Source organism: Bacillus sp. FSL M8-0063, from assembly GCF_038005545.1.
Classification (GTDB): Bacteria; Bacillota; Bacilli; order Bacillales; family Bacillaceae_G; genus Bacillus_A; species Bacillus_A wiedmannii.
On sequence record NZ_JBBOTJ010000001.1, the window covers coordinates 3,370,696 to 3,389,041 of the forward strand.

Sequence of the window (18,346 nt, forward strand, 5' to 3'; positions counted from 1 at the left end):
TTCACCTCATTCAATACCATTCCAATTGTGTTATTGTACGTTCAATTTCAGGAAATGAATCGATGTACTCGAGTACACGATTCATTTCTTTTTCACAAATAACACGATTAGAGGATACAGAAACAATTGCAATTTCTGTACGTTGCCATACATCTTGATGCCCTACTTCTGAAACAGCTACATTATAACGCTGCTTCACACGAGTTAGCACCCGTTGCAAAATTGCTCGTTTCTCTTTTAAAGAATGCACATCGTAAATCATACACTCGAATGAGAGTGAAGCGATAATCATCGCTTCACTTCTTCCATAATGTACGCTTCAATGATGTCCCCTTCTTTAAGATCATTATATCTCTCAATTGTAATACCACACTCATAGTTTTGTGCAACTTCTTTTACGTCATCTTTGAAACGTTTTAACGTATCAAGTTGTCCTTCGAAAATTACTACGCCATCACGGATAATACGCACGCCACTATCACGTGTAATTTTACCGTCAATTACGTAACAACCTGCGATTGTTCCAACTTTTGTTACTTTGAATGTTTGGCGTACTTCCGCTTGACCGATTACTTTTTCTTCGAATTCTGGATCCAGCATACCTTGCATTGCTGATTCGATTTCTTCGATTACTTTATAGATAATACGGTGTAAACGAACATCAACATTCTCTAATTCAGCTGTACGCTTCGCATTCACATCAGGGCGTACGTTAAATCCAATTACAATTGCATTAGATGCAGAAGCTAAAATAACATCAGATTCTGTAATCGCACCTACGCCTGTATGGATAATTTTAACTTTAACACCTTCAACATCAATTTTACGAAGTGACGCTGCCATTGCTTCTACAGAACCTTGTACGTCTGCTTTCACAATTAAGTTAATTTCTTTTACATCGCCTTCTTGGATTTGTTGGAATAAATCTTCAAGGCTTAATTTAGATTTTTCACCACGTTGAGCAAGTAACGCTTCTTGTGCACGTGATTCACCGATTTGACGAGCTTTCTTCTCATCAGCGAATGCCATGAAACGATCTCCCGCTTGTGGTACTTCATTTAAACCTGTAATTTCAACAGGAGTTGATGGACCAGCAACTTTTACACGACGACCAATATCACTTACCATTGCACGAACACGTCCGAATGAAGTACCAACAACGATTGGATCTCCAACTCGAAGTGTACCGTTTTGAACAAGTAATGTCGCGATAGTTCCTTTACCTTTATCAAGCTGTGCTTCGATTACAGTACCAGTTGCATAACGGTTTGGATTTGCTTTATATTCTTCTACTTCACTTACAAGAAGAATCATTTCTAGTAAGTTGTCAATTCCTTCACCTTGAATTGCAGAAATTGGTACGAAAATTGTATCTCCGCCCCAAGCTTCTGGAACTAATTCATATTCTGTTAATTCTTGCATTACACGATCAGGATTTGCCGCTGGTTTATCCATTTTATTCACAGCTACAATAATTGGTACTCCAGCTGCTTTCGCATGGCTAATCGCTTCAACTGTTTGTGGCATAACACCGTCATCAGCTGCAACAACAAGGATTGTAATATCCGTTACTTGCGCACCACGAGCACGCATCGTTGTAAATGCCGCGTGACCAGGCGTATCTAAGAATGTAATCTTCTTGTCATTTACTTCAACTTGGTATGCACCAATATGCTGAGTAATTCCACCTGCTTCGCCTGCAGTTACTTTTGAATTACGGATAGAGTCAAGTAAAGTTGTTTTACCATGGTCAACGTGCCCCATAATTGTAACTACAGCTGGACGCTCTTTTAAGTTCTCTTCATCATCTTGCTCATCGATGAATGTTTCAAATTCAGTTTCACTTACAACTACTTCTTCTTCTACTTCAATACCATAATCAGTAGCAATTAACTCAATTGTATCTTTATCTAAGTCTTGGTTAATTGTTGCCATAATTCCAAGCATAAAGAGCTTCTTAATAATTTCAGACGGCTCTTTGCTTAATTTTTTAGCAAGCTCACCTACTGTAAGACTTCCAGAGAAAGTAAGTTTATCTGGTGTTTCTACAATTTGTGTTTGTTGTCTTCCAGCAAAGTTATCTTGACGTTTGTCTTCATTTCCTTTGCCTTTTTTCTTTTTCTTATTGCTGTTCTTTTTACTACGAACAACTTTTTCTTCTACTTCAAACTCATCTGCAACAGAAGGTTTTTCAGTTTGGTACGCATTATCTAATTTGTTTACTACTTCATCGTCTAACATTGTCATATGATTCGAAACCTCGATATTCATTTCTTTTAGTTTTGTCATAAGATCTTTACTTGAGATATTATGTTGTTTTGCATATTCATGCACTCGAATTTTACTCATACCTTCACCCCCGGTAATTTGTATCGAGCATGCTACGCAGCTTTTTCGCAAAGCCCTCATCTAACACAGCTACAACGACTCGCTCGTCTCTCCCAATCGCATGCCCTAATTGTTGTCGATTTTCGACCTTTCTCATTGGTACGTTGTAATACGTCGCTTTATCCGTGATGCGTTTTGTAGTATTTGCTGACGCATCTTCAGATAGCAATACAAGTTTTGCTTTGCCACTTCGTACTTCTTTTAAAACAAGTTCTTCACCCGAAATAATTTTCCGAGCCCGGTTTGCTAGTCCTAAAAACGATTTCCAATCGGACACTTATTTCGACTCCTTCTCAACAAGCTCAAGAAGCTCTTCGTATAGAGAACCGTCGATTTTCGCTTTTAGATGATGTTCCAAAACATTTTTCTTTTGGGCTTGAAGAATACTTTCTTTATCTTTTGATAAATAAGCACCTCGTCCTGATTTCTTTCCAGTTAAATCAATGGACACTTCTCCCTCTTTGGAACGAACAATGCGAACGAGCTCTCGTTTTGATTTCATTTCTTGCGTTGCAACACATTTTCGTAACGGAACTTTTCGATTGCTCATACTCATCACCTCTATTCGATTTCGTCTTCAACTGAATCGAATCCGAATGCGATTACGCTATCTTCTTCTGTTACAATACCAAGTTGTTTCGCATCAGACTCACTCTTAATATCAATTTTCCAACCTGTTAATTTAGCTGCAAGACGTGCATTTTGTCCACGCTTACCAATAGCTAATGACAGTTGGTGGTCTGGAACAACAACAGTTGTTGCTTTTTCTTCTTCATCTACAAGCACTTTAACAACTTGTGATGGGCTTAAAGCATTTGCAACATATTCTACTGGATCATTTGACCAGCGAACGATGTCAATCTTTTCGCCTTTTAATTCGTCTACAATGCGTTGTACACGTTGTCCTTTCGGTCCTACACAAGAACCTACTGGATCAACATCAATGTTCTCTGCATGTACAGAAATTTTAGAACGATCGCCAGCTTCACGTGCTACAGAACGAATTTCAACAGTTCCATCATAAATTTCAGGAACTTCCATTTCGAATAAACGTTTTAAAAGACCAGGATGTGTACGTGATACGTAAATTTGTGGTCCTTTTGTTGTTTTTTCTACTTTCGTAATGAATACGCGAATACGATCATGTGGTTTGTACTGTTCGTTTGGCATTTGCTCACTTACAGGTAATAAAGCTTCTACTTTCCCTAAGCTTACATAGATAAAACGAGCATCTTGACGTTGTACGATACCCACCATGATATCTTCTTCACGGTCACTAAACTCAGAGTAAATAACACCACGCTCTGCTTCGCGCACTCGTTGTGTTACAACCTGTTTTGCAGTTTGTGCTGCAATACGACCGAAATCTTTTGGTGTTACTTCAATCTCTAGTACGTCACCATCTTGATAGTTTGGATTAATTTGTCTTGCTTCTTCAACAGAAATTTCAAGACGTGGATCAAACACATTATCTACAACGTCTTTACGTGCTAAAACTTGAATTGTTCCCACTTCTGGGTTAAAGCTCACACGAACGTTTTGTGCTTGATTAAAATTGCGTTTATAAGCAGAGATTAACGCTGCTTCAATCGCATCAATAATAATATCTTTGCTGATTCCTTTTTCTGACTCTAATACGAGCAAGGCATCTAACAACTCAGTGCTCATGAAGATCCCCCTTCTAACTAAAACGTAACAGCAAGTCGCGCATTTGCAACTTTATCCATTGGAATTTGGATTTCTTTTTTACGTGTTTTAATTGTTAATAATAATGTAATTGTAGTACCATCGTAGGAAAGTAGCTTTCCTTCAAACATTTTTTCACCATCAATCGGCTCATATGTTTTAATTGCCACTTGTTTTCCTACCGCTTGCTGGAAGTCTTTCTCTTTCTTTAATGGGCGTTCCGCTCCAGGAGATGATACATCCAAAAAGTAAAGATGAGGAATTGGATCCTCTTTATCTAAAGCTTCGCTTAAACGTTCACTTACCGCACCGCATTCTTCAATGTCGACTCCCTTTTCAGAATCGATGAATACGCGTAAGAACCAGTCTTGTCCTTCTTGCACATACTCTACATCTACAAGTTCAAGATTTAACTCTTCAACGATTGGCTGCGCAAATGCTTCTACAACTTCTGTGACTTTCTTATCCATAAACAGCCTCCTTCCTGCCGCCATGTACCATTTACAAGAAAAGACCCCGTCCATAAAAACGGTCCATCTTATTCTTTCTCGTTAGCTAACAAAAGCCCCTGCCGTTAAGCAGGGAATATCTGTCTTAGTATTACCAAATTTAAGAAGTAAAACTTGTAACAAAATATGTATATACGACAGAAATTTCTTACCTCTCCACATCAATAAAACGTAGATAGTAACACGAAAGAGTGGGTTTCCCCACTCTTTTTTTTACACAATATACATGACATGGTTATCTCGGTTAATAGTATACCATAGCAAATGTTGATTTGCAAAGACTTTTCCTACCTATTAGAACAGTGATAACTGGTTTTGATCAGGTAGATCGCCTAAGCAACCTTGACTATCTAAATACTCAATAATTGTTTTCGAAACCTTACTGCGCTGCTGTAAATCTTCTTTTGATAAGAAATCTCCATTTTTGCGTGCTTCTACAATACTTAAAGCTGCGTTTGTACCAAGTCCAGGCACTGCATTAAATGGAGGAATTAAAGTATCCCCATCAATAATAAATTCTGTTGCATGCGAACGGTATAAATCAACCTTTTGGAATGAGTATCCACGCTCACACATTTCAAGTGTCATTTCTAGTACTGTTAATAAACTTTTCTCTTTCGGCGCTGCATCCAAACCTTTTTGCGCAATTTCATCAATTCTTACACGTATAGATGCTGAACCCTTCGCCATCGCCTCTATATCAAAGTCATCTGCACGAACTGTAAAGTATGCCGCATAGAATAGAAGCGCGAAATGTACTTTAAAGTATGCAATACGTACAGCCATAAGTACGTAAGCAGCCGCATGGGCTTTAGGGAACATGTACTTTATTTTCTTACATGAATCAATATACCAACCTGGTACATTATTACTTTTCATGTCATCTTCCCATTCTTCCGGTACACCTTTACCTTTACGAACTGACTCCATGATTTTGAAGGCTAATGATGGGTCTAAACCTTGATAGATTAAATATACCATAATGTCATCACGACAACCGATAACTTCACTCAGCGTACATGTACCGTTATAAATTAACTCGTTTGCATTACCAAGCCATACGTCTGTACCATGTGATAGTCCAGAGATTTGGACTAACTCAGAGAATGTCGTAGGTTTCGTCTCTTCTAACATCTGCCTTACGAATTTCGTACCAAACTCTGGTATACCAAGTGTACCTGTTTTACAGTTAATTTGTTCTTCCGTTACCCCTAATGATTCCGGGCCTGAGAAAATTTTCATTACTTCTGGATCGTCTGTCGGGATTGTTTTCGGATCAATACCACTTAAATCTTGTAACATACGAATAACAGTCGGATCATCGTGTCCTAGTATATCAAGTTTCAATAAATTATCATGAATGGAGTGGAAATCAAAGTGTGTCGTTCTCCACTCAGCCCCTATTGAATCCGCCGGAAACTGAATTGGTGAGAAATCAAAGATATCCATGTAATCTGGTACAACGATAATACCACCTGGATGCTGTCCGGTTGTACGTTTTACGCCCGTACATCCTGCTACTAAGCGGTCAATCTCTGCATTTCGAATCGTTAAATTATGATCATTTGCATAACCTTTTACATATCCATAAGCCGTTTTTTCCGCGACTGTACCTATTGTACCCGCACGGTATACATAATCTTCACCGAACAGTACTTTCGTATAGTTATGGGCACGTGGTTGGTATTCCCCGGAGAAGTTCAGATCGATATCGGGTACCTTATCTCCTTTAAATCCAAGGAACGTTTCGAACGGAATATCATGTCCATCTTTCACGTATGGAACATTACATGCAGGACATTCTTTATCCGGCAAGTCAAAACCAGAACCTACAGAACCATCATTAAAGAATTCTGATTGCTTACACTTCGGACATACATAGTGTGGTGGTAATGGGTTTACTTCTGTAATTTCCATCATCGTTGCAACGAACGATGAACCTACCGATCCACGCGAACCTACTAAATATCCGTCTACTAACGATTTCTTCACAAGCTTATGTGAAATTAAATAAATTACGGCGAATCCATGCCCAATAATACTTTTTAATTCTTTTTCTAAACGCGCTTCTACAATTTCAGGTAACTCTTCACCATAAATGCTACGCGCCATTTTATAACTCATGTCACGCGTCTCATCATCTGCACCTTCAATTTTCGGTGTATATAGATCATCTTTCACCGGATGAACATCACCAATCAATGATGCAACCTTTTGTGTATTCGTTACAACAATTTCTTTCGCTACGTCTTCACCTAAGAATGAAAAACACTCTAACATTTCATCCGTTGTACGGAAATGTACAGGTGGTAATGAATGTCGGTTTAACGGATTGGCTCCGCCCTGCGAACTGACTAAAATTTTGCGATACATTGCATCCTCTGGATCTATATAATGCACGTTTCCTGTAGCAACAACTGGTTTATCTAACGTCTCACCTAGTTTTACTAAGTTAGAAATAATTGTTTTTAATTGTCCCTCATCTCGAACCAGTTCACGTTCTACTAAATGACGTAACACCTCTGGAGGCATTACTTCAATGTAATCATAGAACTGCGCAATTTCTTCTACCTCTTCAGGAGCTTTTTGCATCATCGCCTCAAACACTTCACCTTTATCACAAGCCGTTCCTACTAAAATTCCTTCACGATATTTTTTTAATAGTGACCTTGGTACTCGTGGTACACGATAAAAGTAATTTAGGTGAGAATAGGAAACAAGTTTATATAAATTTTTCAACCCTACATCTGATGTGGCAAGTAACGTCATATGACTTGGACGTCCACGCTTATACGCATCCCCTTGCCCCATGCTATCATTTAATTGATCGTGATATTCAAATCCCTTTTCAATCACATCTTTTAACATTTTCACAAGTAAGTATCCCGTTGCTTCTGTATCATAAATCGCACGGTGATGTTGCGTTAATTCAATATCAAGCTTTTTACACATCGTATTTAATCGGTGGTTTTTCATTTCTGGGAATAAGAATCTTGCAAGTTCTAACGTATCAATAACAGGATTATTCGTTTTTTCTAGCCCAGCCTTTTTAAAACCTACGTTAATAAAGCCCATATCAAAACTTGCGTTATGAGCAACAAGTGTATGGTCGCCCATCCATTCTTCAAACTTTTTAAACACTTCGTCCACTTCTGGTGCATCCGTTAACATATCATCTGTAATACCTGTTAATTCAATAATCGTCGCAGATAATGGCTGATGTGGATTTGCGAAAGATTCAAAGCGGTCAATAATTTCGCCACCTTTTACTTTTACAGCCGCTAACTCGATAACAGTATCATATACAGCTGATAAACCTGTCGTCTCAACGTCGAAAACAACATATGTTTCCTCTGCAAGTAAACGATGCGCTTCGTTATATGCAATTGGTACACCATCATTAACTAGATTCGCTTCTACACCATATATAACTTTAACCCCAGCCTTTTTACCCGCAGAATATGCCTCTGGGAAAGACTGCGCAACAGCATGGTCTGTAACAGCGATTGCCTCATGTCCCCATTTACCTGCTTGGGCAACAAGTCTAGAAACAGGAGTAACAGCGTCCATTTGGCTCATCGGTGTGTGAAGATGCAGCTCTACACGTTTTTCACCTTCTGGCGCTTTATCTTTACGAGACGGTCCTGTTATTTCATTTATATCATTTGCAATCATTACTAAATCTCGAACGAATGTATCATTTTGAACAGAACCACGCGCTTTCACCCACATTCCTTTTTTCAAGGATTGCAGCATTGGAATATCTTCTTTGTCACGCGAGAACATTTTGATCATAATTGAATCCGTATAGTCTGTTATTTTTAAAGTTAATAACGTACGGCCACTACGCAGCTCTTTCGTTTCTACATGGAAGACGTATCCTTGAACTGTTTTTCTTCTTTCTTCATCTTGAATTTCTCGCATCGGTGTAATCTCTTCATCCGGCTTAATGAGATATCCGAGTACAACCGGTCCTTCATGCACAACGCTACTTTCTTCAGCTTGCTTCTTCGCCATTTCTTCCATAGCTTGTATAACACGTTCACGATCTTCTTGCTGCGTTTGCTCACGAAACTTTTGCATTTCTTCTGTATTTTGCTGTATATGTGTGTCTAACTGAAAACGCGGGAATCCAAAAGTTTCGTATTGATCCCCTACTGGTTTCGCAACGTTTTTCTTTAAAGCAGTAGATTCCAGCTCATTATTCACATTTATTAGCAACTTCACTCCATTCACCTGCGGAAGCTGCTTCTTTAAGTAAGCAAACATAGGTGAAAATGTAATTCGTTCCGTACAAAGCGGCCAATACGCCCTCACTTCTTCTTCTGTAAATTGTTTATTCTCTGTTTCTAATGCAAATGTTGTTCTTGCAATATGAGAAAATGATTGCTTAAGCTTTGTTTCTAGCAATTCATATAATTCTGTAGGCAAAATACGTGGCACTTGTAGATCAAAATGCCAACTTTTATTCGCTTTATCAATAACGAGCCTTTCAATACCACCACCTTGTAAATATTGATTTATAAGGTCGTCTGGTATTTGCAACTGCTGGAGCAAAATTTGAAATCGCTCTTGTTGTTCATTTGTTAAAGACATAAGCACTCTCCTTCCATTTGCTATTATAAATTGAAACGTACTACAAAGAAAGATTTCTCCCTTCTTCTTTTACAAAATACGTTTACAAAGAAAGAGAAGGTACCTCATTACGAGGTACCTCTTCTTATTTTAAAATATTTGTAATATATGTTTGAAGTTCTTCTACTTTCACTTCTTCAGACTCGCCTGTAGCACGTACTTTCACTTCTACAATACCTTCGTCTGCTTTTTTACCAACTGTCACGCGAACTGGAAGGCCGAATAAATCTGCATCTGCAAATTTAACACCCGCACGTTCTGCACGATCATCTAGTAATACTTCGTACCCTTGTTCTTGTAATGAGTTGTAGATATTTTCACCCATTTCACGTTGTGCATCAGATTTCATATTTACTGGAATTACATGCACATGGAACGGTGCAACAGCTTTTGGCCAAACTAAACCGTTCTCATCATTAAACTGCTCTGCGATTGCTGCCACTGTACGAGATACACCGATACCGTAACAACCCATAATAAGTGGTTGTGTTTTTCCGTTTTCATCTAGGAATGTTGCGTTCATTGCTTCACTATAACGAGTTCCTAATTTGAATACATGACCAACTTCAATTCCGCGTGCGAAAAGAATTGTTCCGTTTCCATCTGGAGACTGGTCTCCTTCTTGAATGAAGCGTAAATCTGTATATTGATTTACTTTAAAGTCACGTTCTGGATTTACATTTACATAATGGAATCCTTCTTCGTTCGCTCCTGAACAACCGTTAACAATTGATGCTACAGCATGGTCTGCGATAATTTCGATATCACCTGTTACACCAATCGGTCCTAAAGAACCAACTTCACAGTTTAATAATTCTTTCACTTCTTCATGAGAAGCAAGCTCAACAACTGAAGCGCCGTATACATTTTTCACTTTTACATCGTTTACTTCATGATCACCACGTACAAGTACAACTACTAATTTCTCATCTACTTTAAATACCATAGACTTAATGCACTTGTCAGCTTCAATGTTTAAGAATGCAGATACTTCTTCAATTGCTTTTTGATCTGGTGTTGCTACTTTTTCAAGTGCCTTTTCTGCTTCATCACTCTTCGTATACGTAGCTACAACAGGAGCCATTTCGATGTTTGCTGCATAATTAGATGTATCAGAGTATGCAATTGTATCTTCACCAACTTCAGATAATACCATAAATTCATGCGTATCTTTTCCGCCCATTGCTCCAGAGTCAGCAATAACTGCACGGAAATTCAAGCCACAACGAGCAAAAATGTTAGAGTATGCTTTGTATAAACGATCGTATACTTCATCTAAACTCTCTTGTGTAGCATGGAAAGAGTATGCATCTTTCATTAGAAACTCTCTTCCACGTAATAAACCGAAACGAGGTCTTTGTTCATCACGGAATTTTGTTTGAATTTGGTACAATGTTAACGGTAATTTTTTATATGATTTCACTTCATCACGTACAAGATCCGTAATTACTTCTTCATGTGTCGCTCCTAATGCGAATTCACGAGCGTTACGATCTTTCATACGCATTAATTCAGATCCGTAAGAATACCAACGGCCTGATTCTTGCCATAATTCTGCCGCTTGCATCGCTGGCATTAATAATTCTACAGCTCCTGCGCGCTCCATTTCTTCTCGAACGATACGTTCTACTTTGTGTAGTACTTTTAATCCAAATGGTAGAAAACTATAAATACCAGAAGCATTTTGACGCATAAAACCTGCGCGAAGTAATAACTGATGACTCTTAATCTCCGCATCAGCTGGAACTTCACGTAATGTAGGACTGAATACCATACTTTGTTTCATTTATTCGCACCTCTTCATTTTACTCTTTCACGCAGTAAAACCCCTCACCTCGAGTTAGGTGAGGGATTTTATTCTACGAGCTCTATTTCATTATAAGTTTCACTTTATTTTACAAGAAAAACTTACGAATGTCATTCCAAGTTACAACTAACATAAGTAACATTAATAATGCAAAACCAATAAAGTGAACCATTCCTTCTTTTTGGCGGTCAATTGGTTTCCCTCGTAACGCTTCAATTAAGAAGAAGAACAAACGTCCACCGTCTAAAGCAGGGACTGGTAGTAAATTAAATAAACCAAGGTTAATACTTAAAACTGCTGCTAAACTTAATACACGCGTAAATCCATAATCTACAACTTGATCTGTTAGATTATAAATTCCTACTGGACCTGACAACTCATTAATAGAGAATTGACCAGTTACTAATTTCACAAGTGAATCAAAAATTAGTTTTGTCCATTGGTATGTTTGTTCAAATCCTGATTTAATAGAACCCATTACTGTTTTCTCTACTGGAGAGTAAACACCAATTCTACCCACTTCGTCTTTTCCTTCTTTATCGAGTGTTGGCGTTACTTTTACATTAAACTGTTCATTATCACGCTTTACTTGTAACGTAATTTCTTTATTTGGGTTTTCACGTACAACGGTAACAACATCTTTCCATGTACTTGTGTTTTTCCCATCGATTGCTTGAATTGTATCATTTTCTTTTAATCCAGCTTGCTCGGCTGCACTATTCTCCATTACTTTTCCGACCATTGGCTTGTCAACAGGAACACCTTGTACAAATCCAAGAATCACAAAAATAACAAATGCTAAAATGAAGTTCATTGCAGGACCTGCAAAGATTGTTAAGGCACGTTGACCCAATTTCTTGGAGCCGAACTGCCTATTGTACGGAGCAATTTGTATTTCTTCACCAGCAGTAATAATACGAGCCTTTTCATTCACTCGGAATGTTTGAAGCTCTTCCTCGTACTCTTCATAGCCCGAAATTGTTAAATTATGCTCTAAATCAGCTTGTTCGACTTCAATGACACGAACATTTGGATACTTTTCATATCCATCAAAAACTAATTTCGCAACTTCGTCTTTTTCATTTAATACAAGGCCAACCTTTTTTCCAGGCTTTAACTCAACTGTGTCTGCATCTTCGCCAGCCATTCTTACATAGCCACCAAGGGGCAGTAATCGAATCGTATACACCGTTTCATTCTTTTCAAATGAGAATATTTTCGGACCAAAACCAATCGCAAACTCACGGCATAAAATACCTGCTCTTTTTGCGAAATATAGATGCCCTAGCTCATGGAAAAATACGAGTGCACCGAAAATTAATATAAAGGCAATCGCTGTATTCAATTCCATAACCACCTTTGCTAAATTTGTTCCATCACAAACCGTCTTGTGGCTGCATCAATTTCCAAAATTTCCTCTAAGCTCGGACGTGCAATGACATTGTGATGGTTCATTGCTTTTTCAATGAGGTCTTCCACTGTTAAGAAACCAATTCTCTTTTGTAAAAAAGCTTCAACAGCTACTTCATTCGCTGCGTTCATTACAGCTGGCATACTTCCACCTGCTTTTCCAGCTTCATACGCAAAACGTAGGCAACGGAATCGTTCTTGGTTCATTTTTTCAAAATGCAACGTCCCTATTTCCCATAAGTTTAACTGTTTTGTGTCTGTTAGAGGCAATCGATCAGGATATGTAAGCGCGTATTGAATTGGTACTCGCATATCAGGTGAGCCAAGCTGTGCCATTACACTACGATCTTCAAATTCAACCATAGAATGGATAATACTTTCTTTATGTAAAACAACATCGATTTGCTCATAAGGGATACCAAAAAGCCAATGTGCTTCAATTACTTCTAGCCCCTTATTCATCATTGTAGCAGAATCAATTGTAATTTTCGAACCCATTGACCAGTTTGGATGTCGAAGTGCATCTTCTACGGTCACATGATGCAATTCATCTCTCGTTTTATCACGGAAACTTCCACCGGAAGCCGTTATAATTAGTCGAGAAATTCTTTTTTCATTTTCACCATTCAAACATTGAAAAATAGCTGAATGTTCACTATCTACCGGAAGTAACGAAACATTATGTTTTCGTGCCGCTTCCATTACAAGATGCCCTGCAGTTACTAATGTTTCTTTATTTGCAATTCCAATTGTTTTTTTCGCCTCAATTGCACGAAGTGTTGGTAACAACCCTACGCTACCTACAACAGCATTTACTACAATCTCCGCATCTGGATGTAATGCTACTTCTAAAAGCCCTTCACTACCATATACAACTTTTGTATTACCAGAGACAGCTTGTAATTTTAAAACATCTTCCTCTCTTTGCACAGAGACGATTTGCGGAGAAAATTCTTGAATTACATTTACTGCGTAGTCAATATTTTTCCCTACAGAAAAAGCAACGAGACGGAATTGGTCTGGGTGCGAGCGTAATACATCTAAAGTTTGTGTACCAATTGATCCGCTTGCACCTAATAAACTAATGTTTTTCATGACTCCAACCCCTCGTTCATTTATTAATTGTATTGTAATAAGAAGTAGAGAATTGGTAAAACAAATAACCAACTATCTGTTCGATCTAATATACCACCATGTCCAGGTAAAATCGTACCTGAATCCTTTACGCCATAATGACGTTTAAATGCAGACTGTACTAAATCACCAATTTGTCCAAAAATAGAAATGATAATTGTCAACACAATTAAAATCCCTACATTAGCCTCAACAGGGAAGAACATATTGTAAACGAGTGCCACAACAATTCCACAAACGATGCCACCTATTGAACCTTCAATCGTTTTATTTGGACTAATTTCTGGCCACAATTTCCTCTTTCCTAATGCCTTTCCTACGAAATATGCGCCTGAATCAGTAGCCCATATAACAAATAATGCACAAAACACATATTTAATTCCTAATATTCTCGTTTCATTCAAATATAGGAATCCCATTCCAACATATGTTGTTGCCATTAGTAAAAATGAAGCATTGTCAAAAGTAAATGTATTCTTAGAAAGGACTGTATATGATAAAAGTAATAAAACAATCACAAATGTGATTTCTAATTTACCTAATCCAATCTGCGTAAATAGTTCTGATGCACTACTTGGAATTAAAATGATCCATAATAATACTGCAGCTAAAACTGTTGGTATTGAAATAAGCGTAAGCTTATTCATACGAATTAATTCATATAAACCTATAGAAGCAAGTGCATACACTAAAACCGTAAAAGGCACGCCACCGTAAATTACGATGGGAATGAATAGCGCGGCAGCAACCACTCCAGTAATAATTCTCTGTTTCACTACCAAACCCTCTCTTTCTACACGCCTCCGAATCTGCGCCCTCTATGCTGAAAGTCTGTAATCGCATTTAGCAAATGTTCCTCGGTAAAATCTGGCCAATACACATCTGTAAACCAAAATTCCGAATATGCAATTTGCCATAACATGAAATTACTAATACGTAGCTCTCCGCTCGTACGGATTAACAACTCTGGGTCAGGTAAAGAACTCGTCATTAAATAAGAAGAAAGCATTTCTTCACTTACATCTTCAACACGAATTTTTCCTTCCTCACTATCTTTCACCATATGTTGCACAGCAGAAACGATCTCATCTCGACTTCCATAGTTTAACGCGAAATTAAGAATTAATCCCGTATTCTCTTTCGTATCTTCCATGGCCTTTTCCATCGCTCTGCGTGTATGCGTAGGAAGACGATCTTGTTGTCCTATTACTCGGACTTGTACGTTCTCTTTAATCAATTCTGGTAAAAATGTACCTAGAAATTCTTCTGGAAGCCTCATTAAATAGTCAACTTCCTTTTTCGGTCTTTTCCAGTTCTCAGTTGAAAAAGCATAAAGAGTTAATACTTTGACATTAAGTTTGCTTGCAAATTTTGTGATTTTCTTTACAACTTGCATGCCTTCATGATGTCCCGCAATACGAGGCATCGCTCTCCTCTTTGCCCATCTTCCATTACCATCCATAATGATGGCAATATGTTCTGGGACGTATCCTTTTTTCACTTTTTCAACGAGATGATCAAACGATGCGACCTTTTTACTTTTAAAAAAAGGAAAGTTTTTAAACATCATTCATACCCTCCAGCAAGCAGACGTATGCCTAAAAGTGTAAAAAGACCCCCTTAAGAAGAGGGTCATATTTGCGAAGGTATCGCTATTACACTTCCATGATTTCTTTTTCTTTGTTTTTTGCGATTTCGTCAACTTTTGCAATATATTTATCTGTTTCTTTTTGGATATCTTCAGTATATCCTCTTAAATCATCTTCTGTAATATCGCCAGCTTTTTCAAGCTTCTTAAGATCATCGTTACTGTCACGACGTACATTACGAACAGCAACTTTTGCTTCTTCAGCATATTTTTTTACAACTTTTACAAGATCACGACGACGCTCTTCTGTTAATGCAGGGAATGCAATACGAATTACAGTTCCATCATTAGAAGGATTTAAGCCTAAATCCGCTTTTAAGATTGCTTTTTCAATATCACCGATAGAAGTTTTATCATAAGGTTGAATTACAAGTAAACGTGCTTCTGGAACTGTAATGTTCGCTAATTGCACAACAGGTGTTGGTGCACCATAGTAATCAACTTGTACCTTATCTAATACAGACGAGCTTGCACGACCTGCGCGAACTGTTGCCAATTCACGAGAGTAAGCAGCAACTGCTTTTTCCATTTTTTCATTTGAAGACTTCAATACTTGTTGTCCCATATTTATTTCCCCCTTACAACTGTTCCGATATTTTCGCCTAAAACGGCACGTTTAATGTTACCTTTTTCCATAACCGAGAATACAATTAATGGAATATCATTGTCCATACATAAAGAAGAAGCTGTTGAATCCATTACACCTAAACCTTCTTTTAATACATCTAAGTAAGTAAGTGTTTCGTATTTCGTAGCTGTTGGGTCAAGAGATGGATCTGCATTATATACGCCATCTACATTATTTTTCGCCATTAAGATGACGTCTGCTTCGATTTCCGCTGCACGTAGTGCTGCCGTTGTATCTGTAGAGAAATATGGGTTACCTGTACCTGCTGCAAAAATCACAACACGTTTTTTCTCTAGATGACGAATTGCTTTACGACGAATGTAAGGCTCTGCTACTTGACGCATTTCGATTGAAGTTTGAACACGAGTTTGAATTCCAATGTTCTCTAGGCTATCTTGAAGAGCTAATGAGTTCATAACTGTTGCTAACATACCCATGTAATCTGCTCCAGCACGATCCATTCCCATTTCACTTCCGATTTTTCCACGCCAAATGTTTCCGCCACCAACAACAACAGCAACCTCTACATCAAGTTCTGCAATTTCTTTCACTTGTTCCGCAACTGATTTAATAACAGACGGGTTAATTCCAAATCCTTGTTCGCCAGCTAACGCTTCTCCGCTTAGCTTTAATACGACACGATTATATTTCGGTTTACTCATAATGAACCTCCAATTGCTTACATCTTTATTTTAAAAAAGGGAACACAATGTGTTCCCTAATCTTTATTAGTTGCTACCTTTTACTTGGTTCATTACTTCTTCAGCAAAGTTGTCTTCGCGTTTTTCGATACCTTCACCAACAGCGTAGCGAACGAATCCTTTTAATGTTCCGCCTTTAGACTCAACGAACTGACGAACTTTCATATCAGGGTTTTTAACGAATGATTGGTCAAGTAAGCAAATTTCTTCGAAGAATTTGCCTAGACGGCCTTCAACCATTTTTGCAACGATTTTTTCAGGCTTGCCTTCGTTTAAAGCTTGTTGTGTTAATACTTGACGCTCATGCTCAACTTCTTCAGCTGTTACAGCATCGCGGTCGATGTATTTAGGGTTAACTGCTGCAATATGCATTGCTACATCTTTAGCAGCTGCTTCATCAGTAGAACCTTCAAGAACTGTTAATACACCGATGCGTCCACCCATGTGTAGGTAAGCACCGAATGCATCTGCATCAGTTTTTGTTACGATTTCGAAACGACGAAGTGTAAGTTTTTCACCAATTTTAGCGATTGCTTCGTTGATGTGCTCTTCTACTGTTTTACCGCCTTCGATTGTTTGAGCCATAGCTTCTTCAACGTTAGCTGGTTTGTTAGCTAATAAGTGAGCAGCTAATTCTTTAATTAATGCTTGGAAACCTTCGTTTTTCGCAACGAAATCAGTTTCAGAGTTTAATTCTAAGATTAAACCTTCGTTACCGTTTGTTTCGATGAAAGTTAAACCTTCAGCAGCAATGCGGTCTGCTTTTTTAGCAGCTTTCGCAATACCTTTTTCACGTAAGAAGTCAATTGCCTTCTCCATGTCGCCATTAGTTTCTGTTAAAGCTTTTTTGCAGTCCATCATACCTGCGCCTGTTTTTTCACGAAGTTCTTTTACCATTTGTGCAGTGATTGCCATATTTTTCATCCTCCTAAAATATGTATTTATACCTTTTATAAAGGTGTTTATACCTTAAAAAAGGTGATAAAAGGCCGAACCCCTTATCACCTTTCCAAATTTGTTACGCAGTAACAGTTTCTTCACCTTGTTTTGCTTCAAGGATCGCGTCTGCCATTTTAGATGTAAGAAGTTTTACAGCACGAATTGCATCATCGTTTGCTGGGATAACGTGATCGATTTCGTCTGGATCACAGTTTGTATCAACGATACCGATGATTGGAATGTGTAATTTGCGCGCTTCAGCAACTGCAATACGCTCTTTACGAGGGTCTACTACGAATAATGCACTTGGAAGACCTTTCATATCTTTAATACCGCCTAAGAATTTCTCAAGACGCTCTAACTCTTTTTTAAGTTGAACAACTTCTTTCTTAGGAAGTACTTCGAAAGTACCATCTTCTTGCATTCTTTCGATGTCTTTAAGACGCTTGATACGCTTTTGGATTGTTTGGAAGTTTGTTAAAGTTCCACCTAACCAACGTTGGTTAACGAAGTACATACCAGCACGAGTTGCTTCTTCTTTAATAGCTTCTTGTGCTTGTTTTTTAGTACCTACAAATAAAATGTCTCCACCTTCAGCAGCGATGTCACGCATCGTTCTGTAAGCTTCCTCAACTTTTTTCACAGTTTTTTGTAAGTCGATGATGTAGATACCGTTACGCTCTGTGAAAATGTAACGCTTCATTTTTGGGTTCCAACGACGAGTTTGATGTCCGAAATGAACACCAGCTTCAAGCAATTGCTTCATAGAAATTACTGACATAATATAGTTCCTCCTAAATGGTTTTTGATATCCTCCGTTTACTTCATCTCTAAGCGAAACTACAAACGTAGCACCAACAC

General features: G+C 38.1%; 16 protein-coding genes. All 16 read right to left on the reverse strand.

The window, feature by feature from the left end; translation table 11 throughout:
- Positions 1-10: 10 nt before the first annotated feature.
- On the reverse strand, positions 11-292 hold the full coding sequence (locus MKX31_RS16985; protein ID WP_000582364.1) for a DUF503 domain-containing protein: 282 nt from the start codon (positions 290-292) through the stop codon (positions 11-13).
- Complete coding sequence (gene infB / locus MKX31_RS16990) at positions 289-2,349, reverse strand: translation initiation factor IF-2 (protein ID WP_064475018.1); 2,061 nt, start codon at positions 2,347-2,349, stop codon at positions 289-291. Before infB ends, MKX31_RS16985 begins: the two co-directional genes overlap by 4 nt.
- Before the next feature lie 4 nt (positions 2,350-2,353).
- On the reverse strand, positions 2,354-2,665 hold the full coding sequence (locus tag MKX31_RS16995) for a YlxQ family RNA-binding protein (RefSeq protein WP_001286521.1): 312 nt from the start codon (positions 2,663-2,665) through the stop codon (positions 2,354-2,356).
- On the reverse strand, positions 2,666-2,938 hold the full coding sequence (gene rnpM, locus MKX31_RS17000; RefSeq protein WP_000071127.1) for an RNase P modulator RnpM: 273 nt from the start codon (positions 2,936-2,938) through the stop codon (positions 2,666-2,668).
- Between the two features lie 11 nt (positions 2,939-2,949).
- Positions 2,950-4,056 (reverse strand): transcription termination factor NusA, encoded by a 1,107-nt coding sequence (nusA, locus tag MKX31_RS17005; protein WP_000102596.1) that lies wholly within the window; start codon positions 4,054-4,056, stop codon positions 2,950-2,952.
- A 17-nt stretch (positions 4,057-4,073) separates the two neighbouring features.
- Entirely contained in the window at positions 4,074-4,544 is a 471-nt protein-coding gene (gene rimP, locus MKX31_RS17010) for a ribosome maturation factor RimP (protein ID WP_000359098.1), read from the reverse strand.
- Between the two features lie 333 nt (positions 4,545-4,877).
- The gene (locus MKX31_RS17015) at positions 4,878-9,179 is read right to left on the reverse strand and encodes a PolC-type DNA polymerase III (RefSeq protein ID WP_064475017.1); all 4,302 of its coding nucleotides are present in this window, start codon (positions 9,177-9,179) and stop codon (positions 4,878-4,880) included.
- 124 nt (positions 9,180-9,303) lie between these two features.
- A complete protein-coding gene (locus MKX31_RS17020; RefSeq protein ID WP_064475016.1) occupies positions 9,304-11,004 on the reverse strand; it encodes a proline--tRNA ligase in 1,701 nt (566 codons plus the stop codon).
- Positions 11,005-11,113: 109 nt separating this feature from the next.
- Positions 11,114-12,370 (reverse strand): RIP metalloprotease RseP, encoded by a 1,257-nt coding sequence (gene rseP, locus MKX31_RS17025; protein ID WP_142315321.1) that lies wholly within the window; start codon positions 12,368-12,370, stop codon positions 11,114-11,116.
- A gap of 17 nt (positions 12,371-12,387) precedes the next feature.
- Entirely contained in the window at positions 12,388-13,530 is a 1,143-nt protein-coding gene (dxr, locus tag MKX31_RS17030) for a 1-deoxy-D-xylulose-5-phosphate reductoisomerase (protein WP_064475014.1), read from the reverse strand.
- 23 nt (positions 13,531-13,553) lie between these two features.
- On the reverse strand, positions 13,554-14,345 hold the full coding sequence (gene cdsA, locus MKX31_RS17035; RefSeq protein ID WP_064475013.1) for a phosphatidate cytidylyltransferase: 792 nt from the start codon (positions 14,343-14,345) through the stop codon (positions 13,554-13,556).
- 17 nt (positions 14,346-14,362) lie between these two features.
- Positions 14,363-15,139, reverse strand: a complete 777-nt coding sequence (uppS, locus tag MKX31_RS17040; RefSeq protein ID WP_064475012.1) for an isoprenyl transferase — start codon at positions 15,137-15,139, stop codon at positions 14,363-14,365.
- 85 nt (positions 15,140-15,224) lie between these two features.
- Entirely contained in the window at positions 15,225-15,782 is a 558-nt protein-coding gene (gene frr, locus MKX31_RS17045) for a ribosome recycling factor (RefSeq protein WP_000531506.1), read from the reverse strand.
- 2 nt (positions 15,783-15,784) lie between these two features.
- A complete protein-coding gene (gene pyrH, locus MKX31_RS17050; protein ID WP_000042666.1) occupies positions 15,785-16,507 on the reverse strand; it encodes a UMP kinase in 723 nt (240 codons plus the stop codon).
- Between the two features lie 66 nt (positions 16,508-16,573).
- Positions 16,574-17,461 carry a translation elongation factor Ts gene (gene tsf / locus MKX31_RS17055; RefSeq protein ID WP_098110641.1) on the reverse strand — a complete coding sequence of 296 codons (888 nt, stop codon included), beginning with the start codon at positions 17,459-17,461 and terminating at the stop codon, positions 16,574-16,576.
- A 103-nt stretch (positions 17,462-17,564) separates the two neighbouring features.
- Positions 17,565-18,266, reverse strand: coding sequence for a 30S ribosomal protein S2 (rpsB, locus tag MKX31_RS17060; RefSeq protein WP_000111485.1), 702 nt, complete (start codon positions 18,264-18,266; stop codon positions 17,565-17,567).
- Positions 18,267-18,346 lie beyond the last annotated feature (80 nt).

What these genes read in the sequence shown, in the direction of transcription:
- uppS (WP_064475012.1), bottom strand. Translation starts at nt 15,139, where the DNA reads ATGATGTTTAAAAACTTTCCTTTTTTTAAAAGTAAAAAGGTCGCATCG.
- frr (WP_000531506.1), bottom strand. Translation starts at nt 15,782, where the DNA reads ATGGGACAACAAGTATTGAAGTCTTCAAATGAAAAAATGGAAAAAGCA.
- MKX31_RS16985 (WP_000582364.1), bottom strand. Translation starts at nt 292, where the DNA reads ATGATTATCGCTTCACTCTCATTCGAGTGTATGATTTACGATGTGCAT.
- rnpM (WP_000071127.1), bottom strand. Translation starts at nt 2,938, where the DNA reads ATGAGCAATCGAAAAGTTCCGTTACGAAAATGTGTTGCAACGCAAGAA.
- pyrH (WP_000042666.1), bottom strand. Translation starts at nt 16,507, where the DNA reads ATGAGTAAACCGAAATATAATCGTGTCGTATTAAAGCTAAGCGGAGAA.
- dxr (WP_064475014.1), bottom strand. Translation starts at nt 13,530, where the DNA reads ATGAAAAACATTAGTTTATTAGGTGCAAGCGGATCAATTGGTACACAA.
- tsf (WP_098110641.1), bottom strand. Translation starts at nt 17,461, where the DNA reads ATGGCAATCACTGCACAAATGGTAAAAGAACTTCGTGAAAAAACAGGC.
- MKX31_RS17015 (WP_064475017.1), bottom strand. Translation starts at nt 9,179, where the DNA reads ATGTCTTTAACAAATGAACAACAAGAGCGATTTCAAATTTTGCTCCAG.
- MKX31_RS17020 (WP_064475016.1), bottom strand. Translation starts at nt 11,004, where the DNA reads ATGAAACAAAGTATGGTATTCAGTCCTACATTACGTGAAGTTCCAGCT.
- rpsB (WP_000111485.1), bottom strand. Translation starts at nt 18,266, where the DNA reads ATGTCAGTAATTTCTATGAAGCAATTGCTTGAAGCTGGTGTTCATTTC.
- infB (WP_064475018.1), bottom strand. Translation starts at nt 2,349, where the DNA reads ATGAGTAAAATTCGAGTGCATGAATATGCAAAACAACATAATATCTCA.
- rimP (WP_000359098.1), bottom strand. Translation starts at nt 4,544, where the DNA reads ATGGATAAGAAAGTCACAGAAGTTGTAGAAGCATTTGCGCAGCCAATC.
- nusA (WP_000102596.1), bottom strand. Translation starts at nt 4,056, where the DNA reads ATGAGCACTGAGTTGTTAGATGCCTTGCTCGTATTAGAGTCAGAAAAA.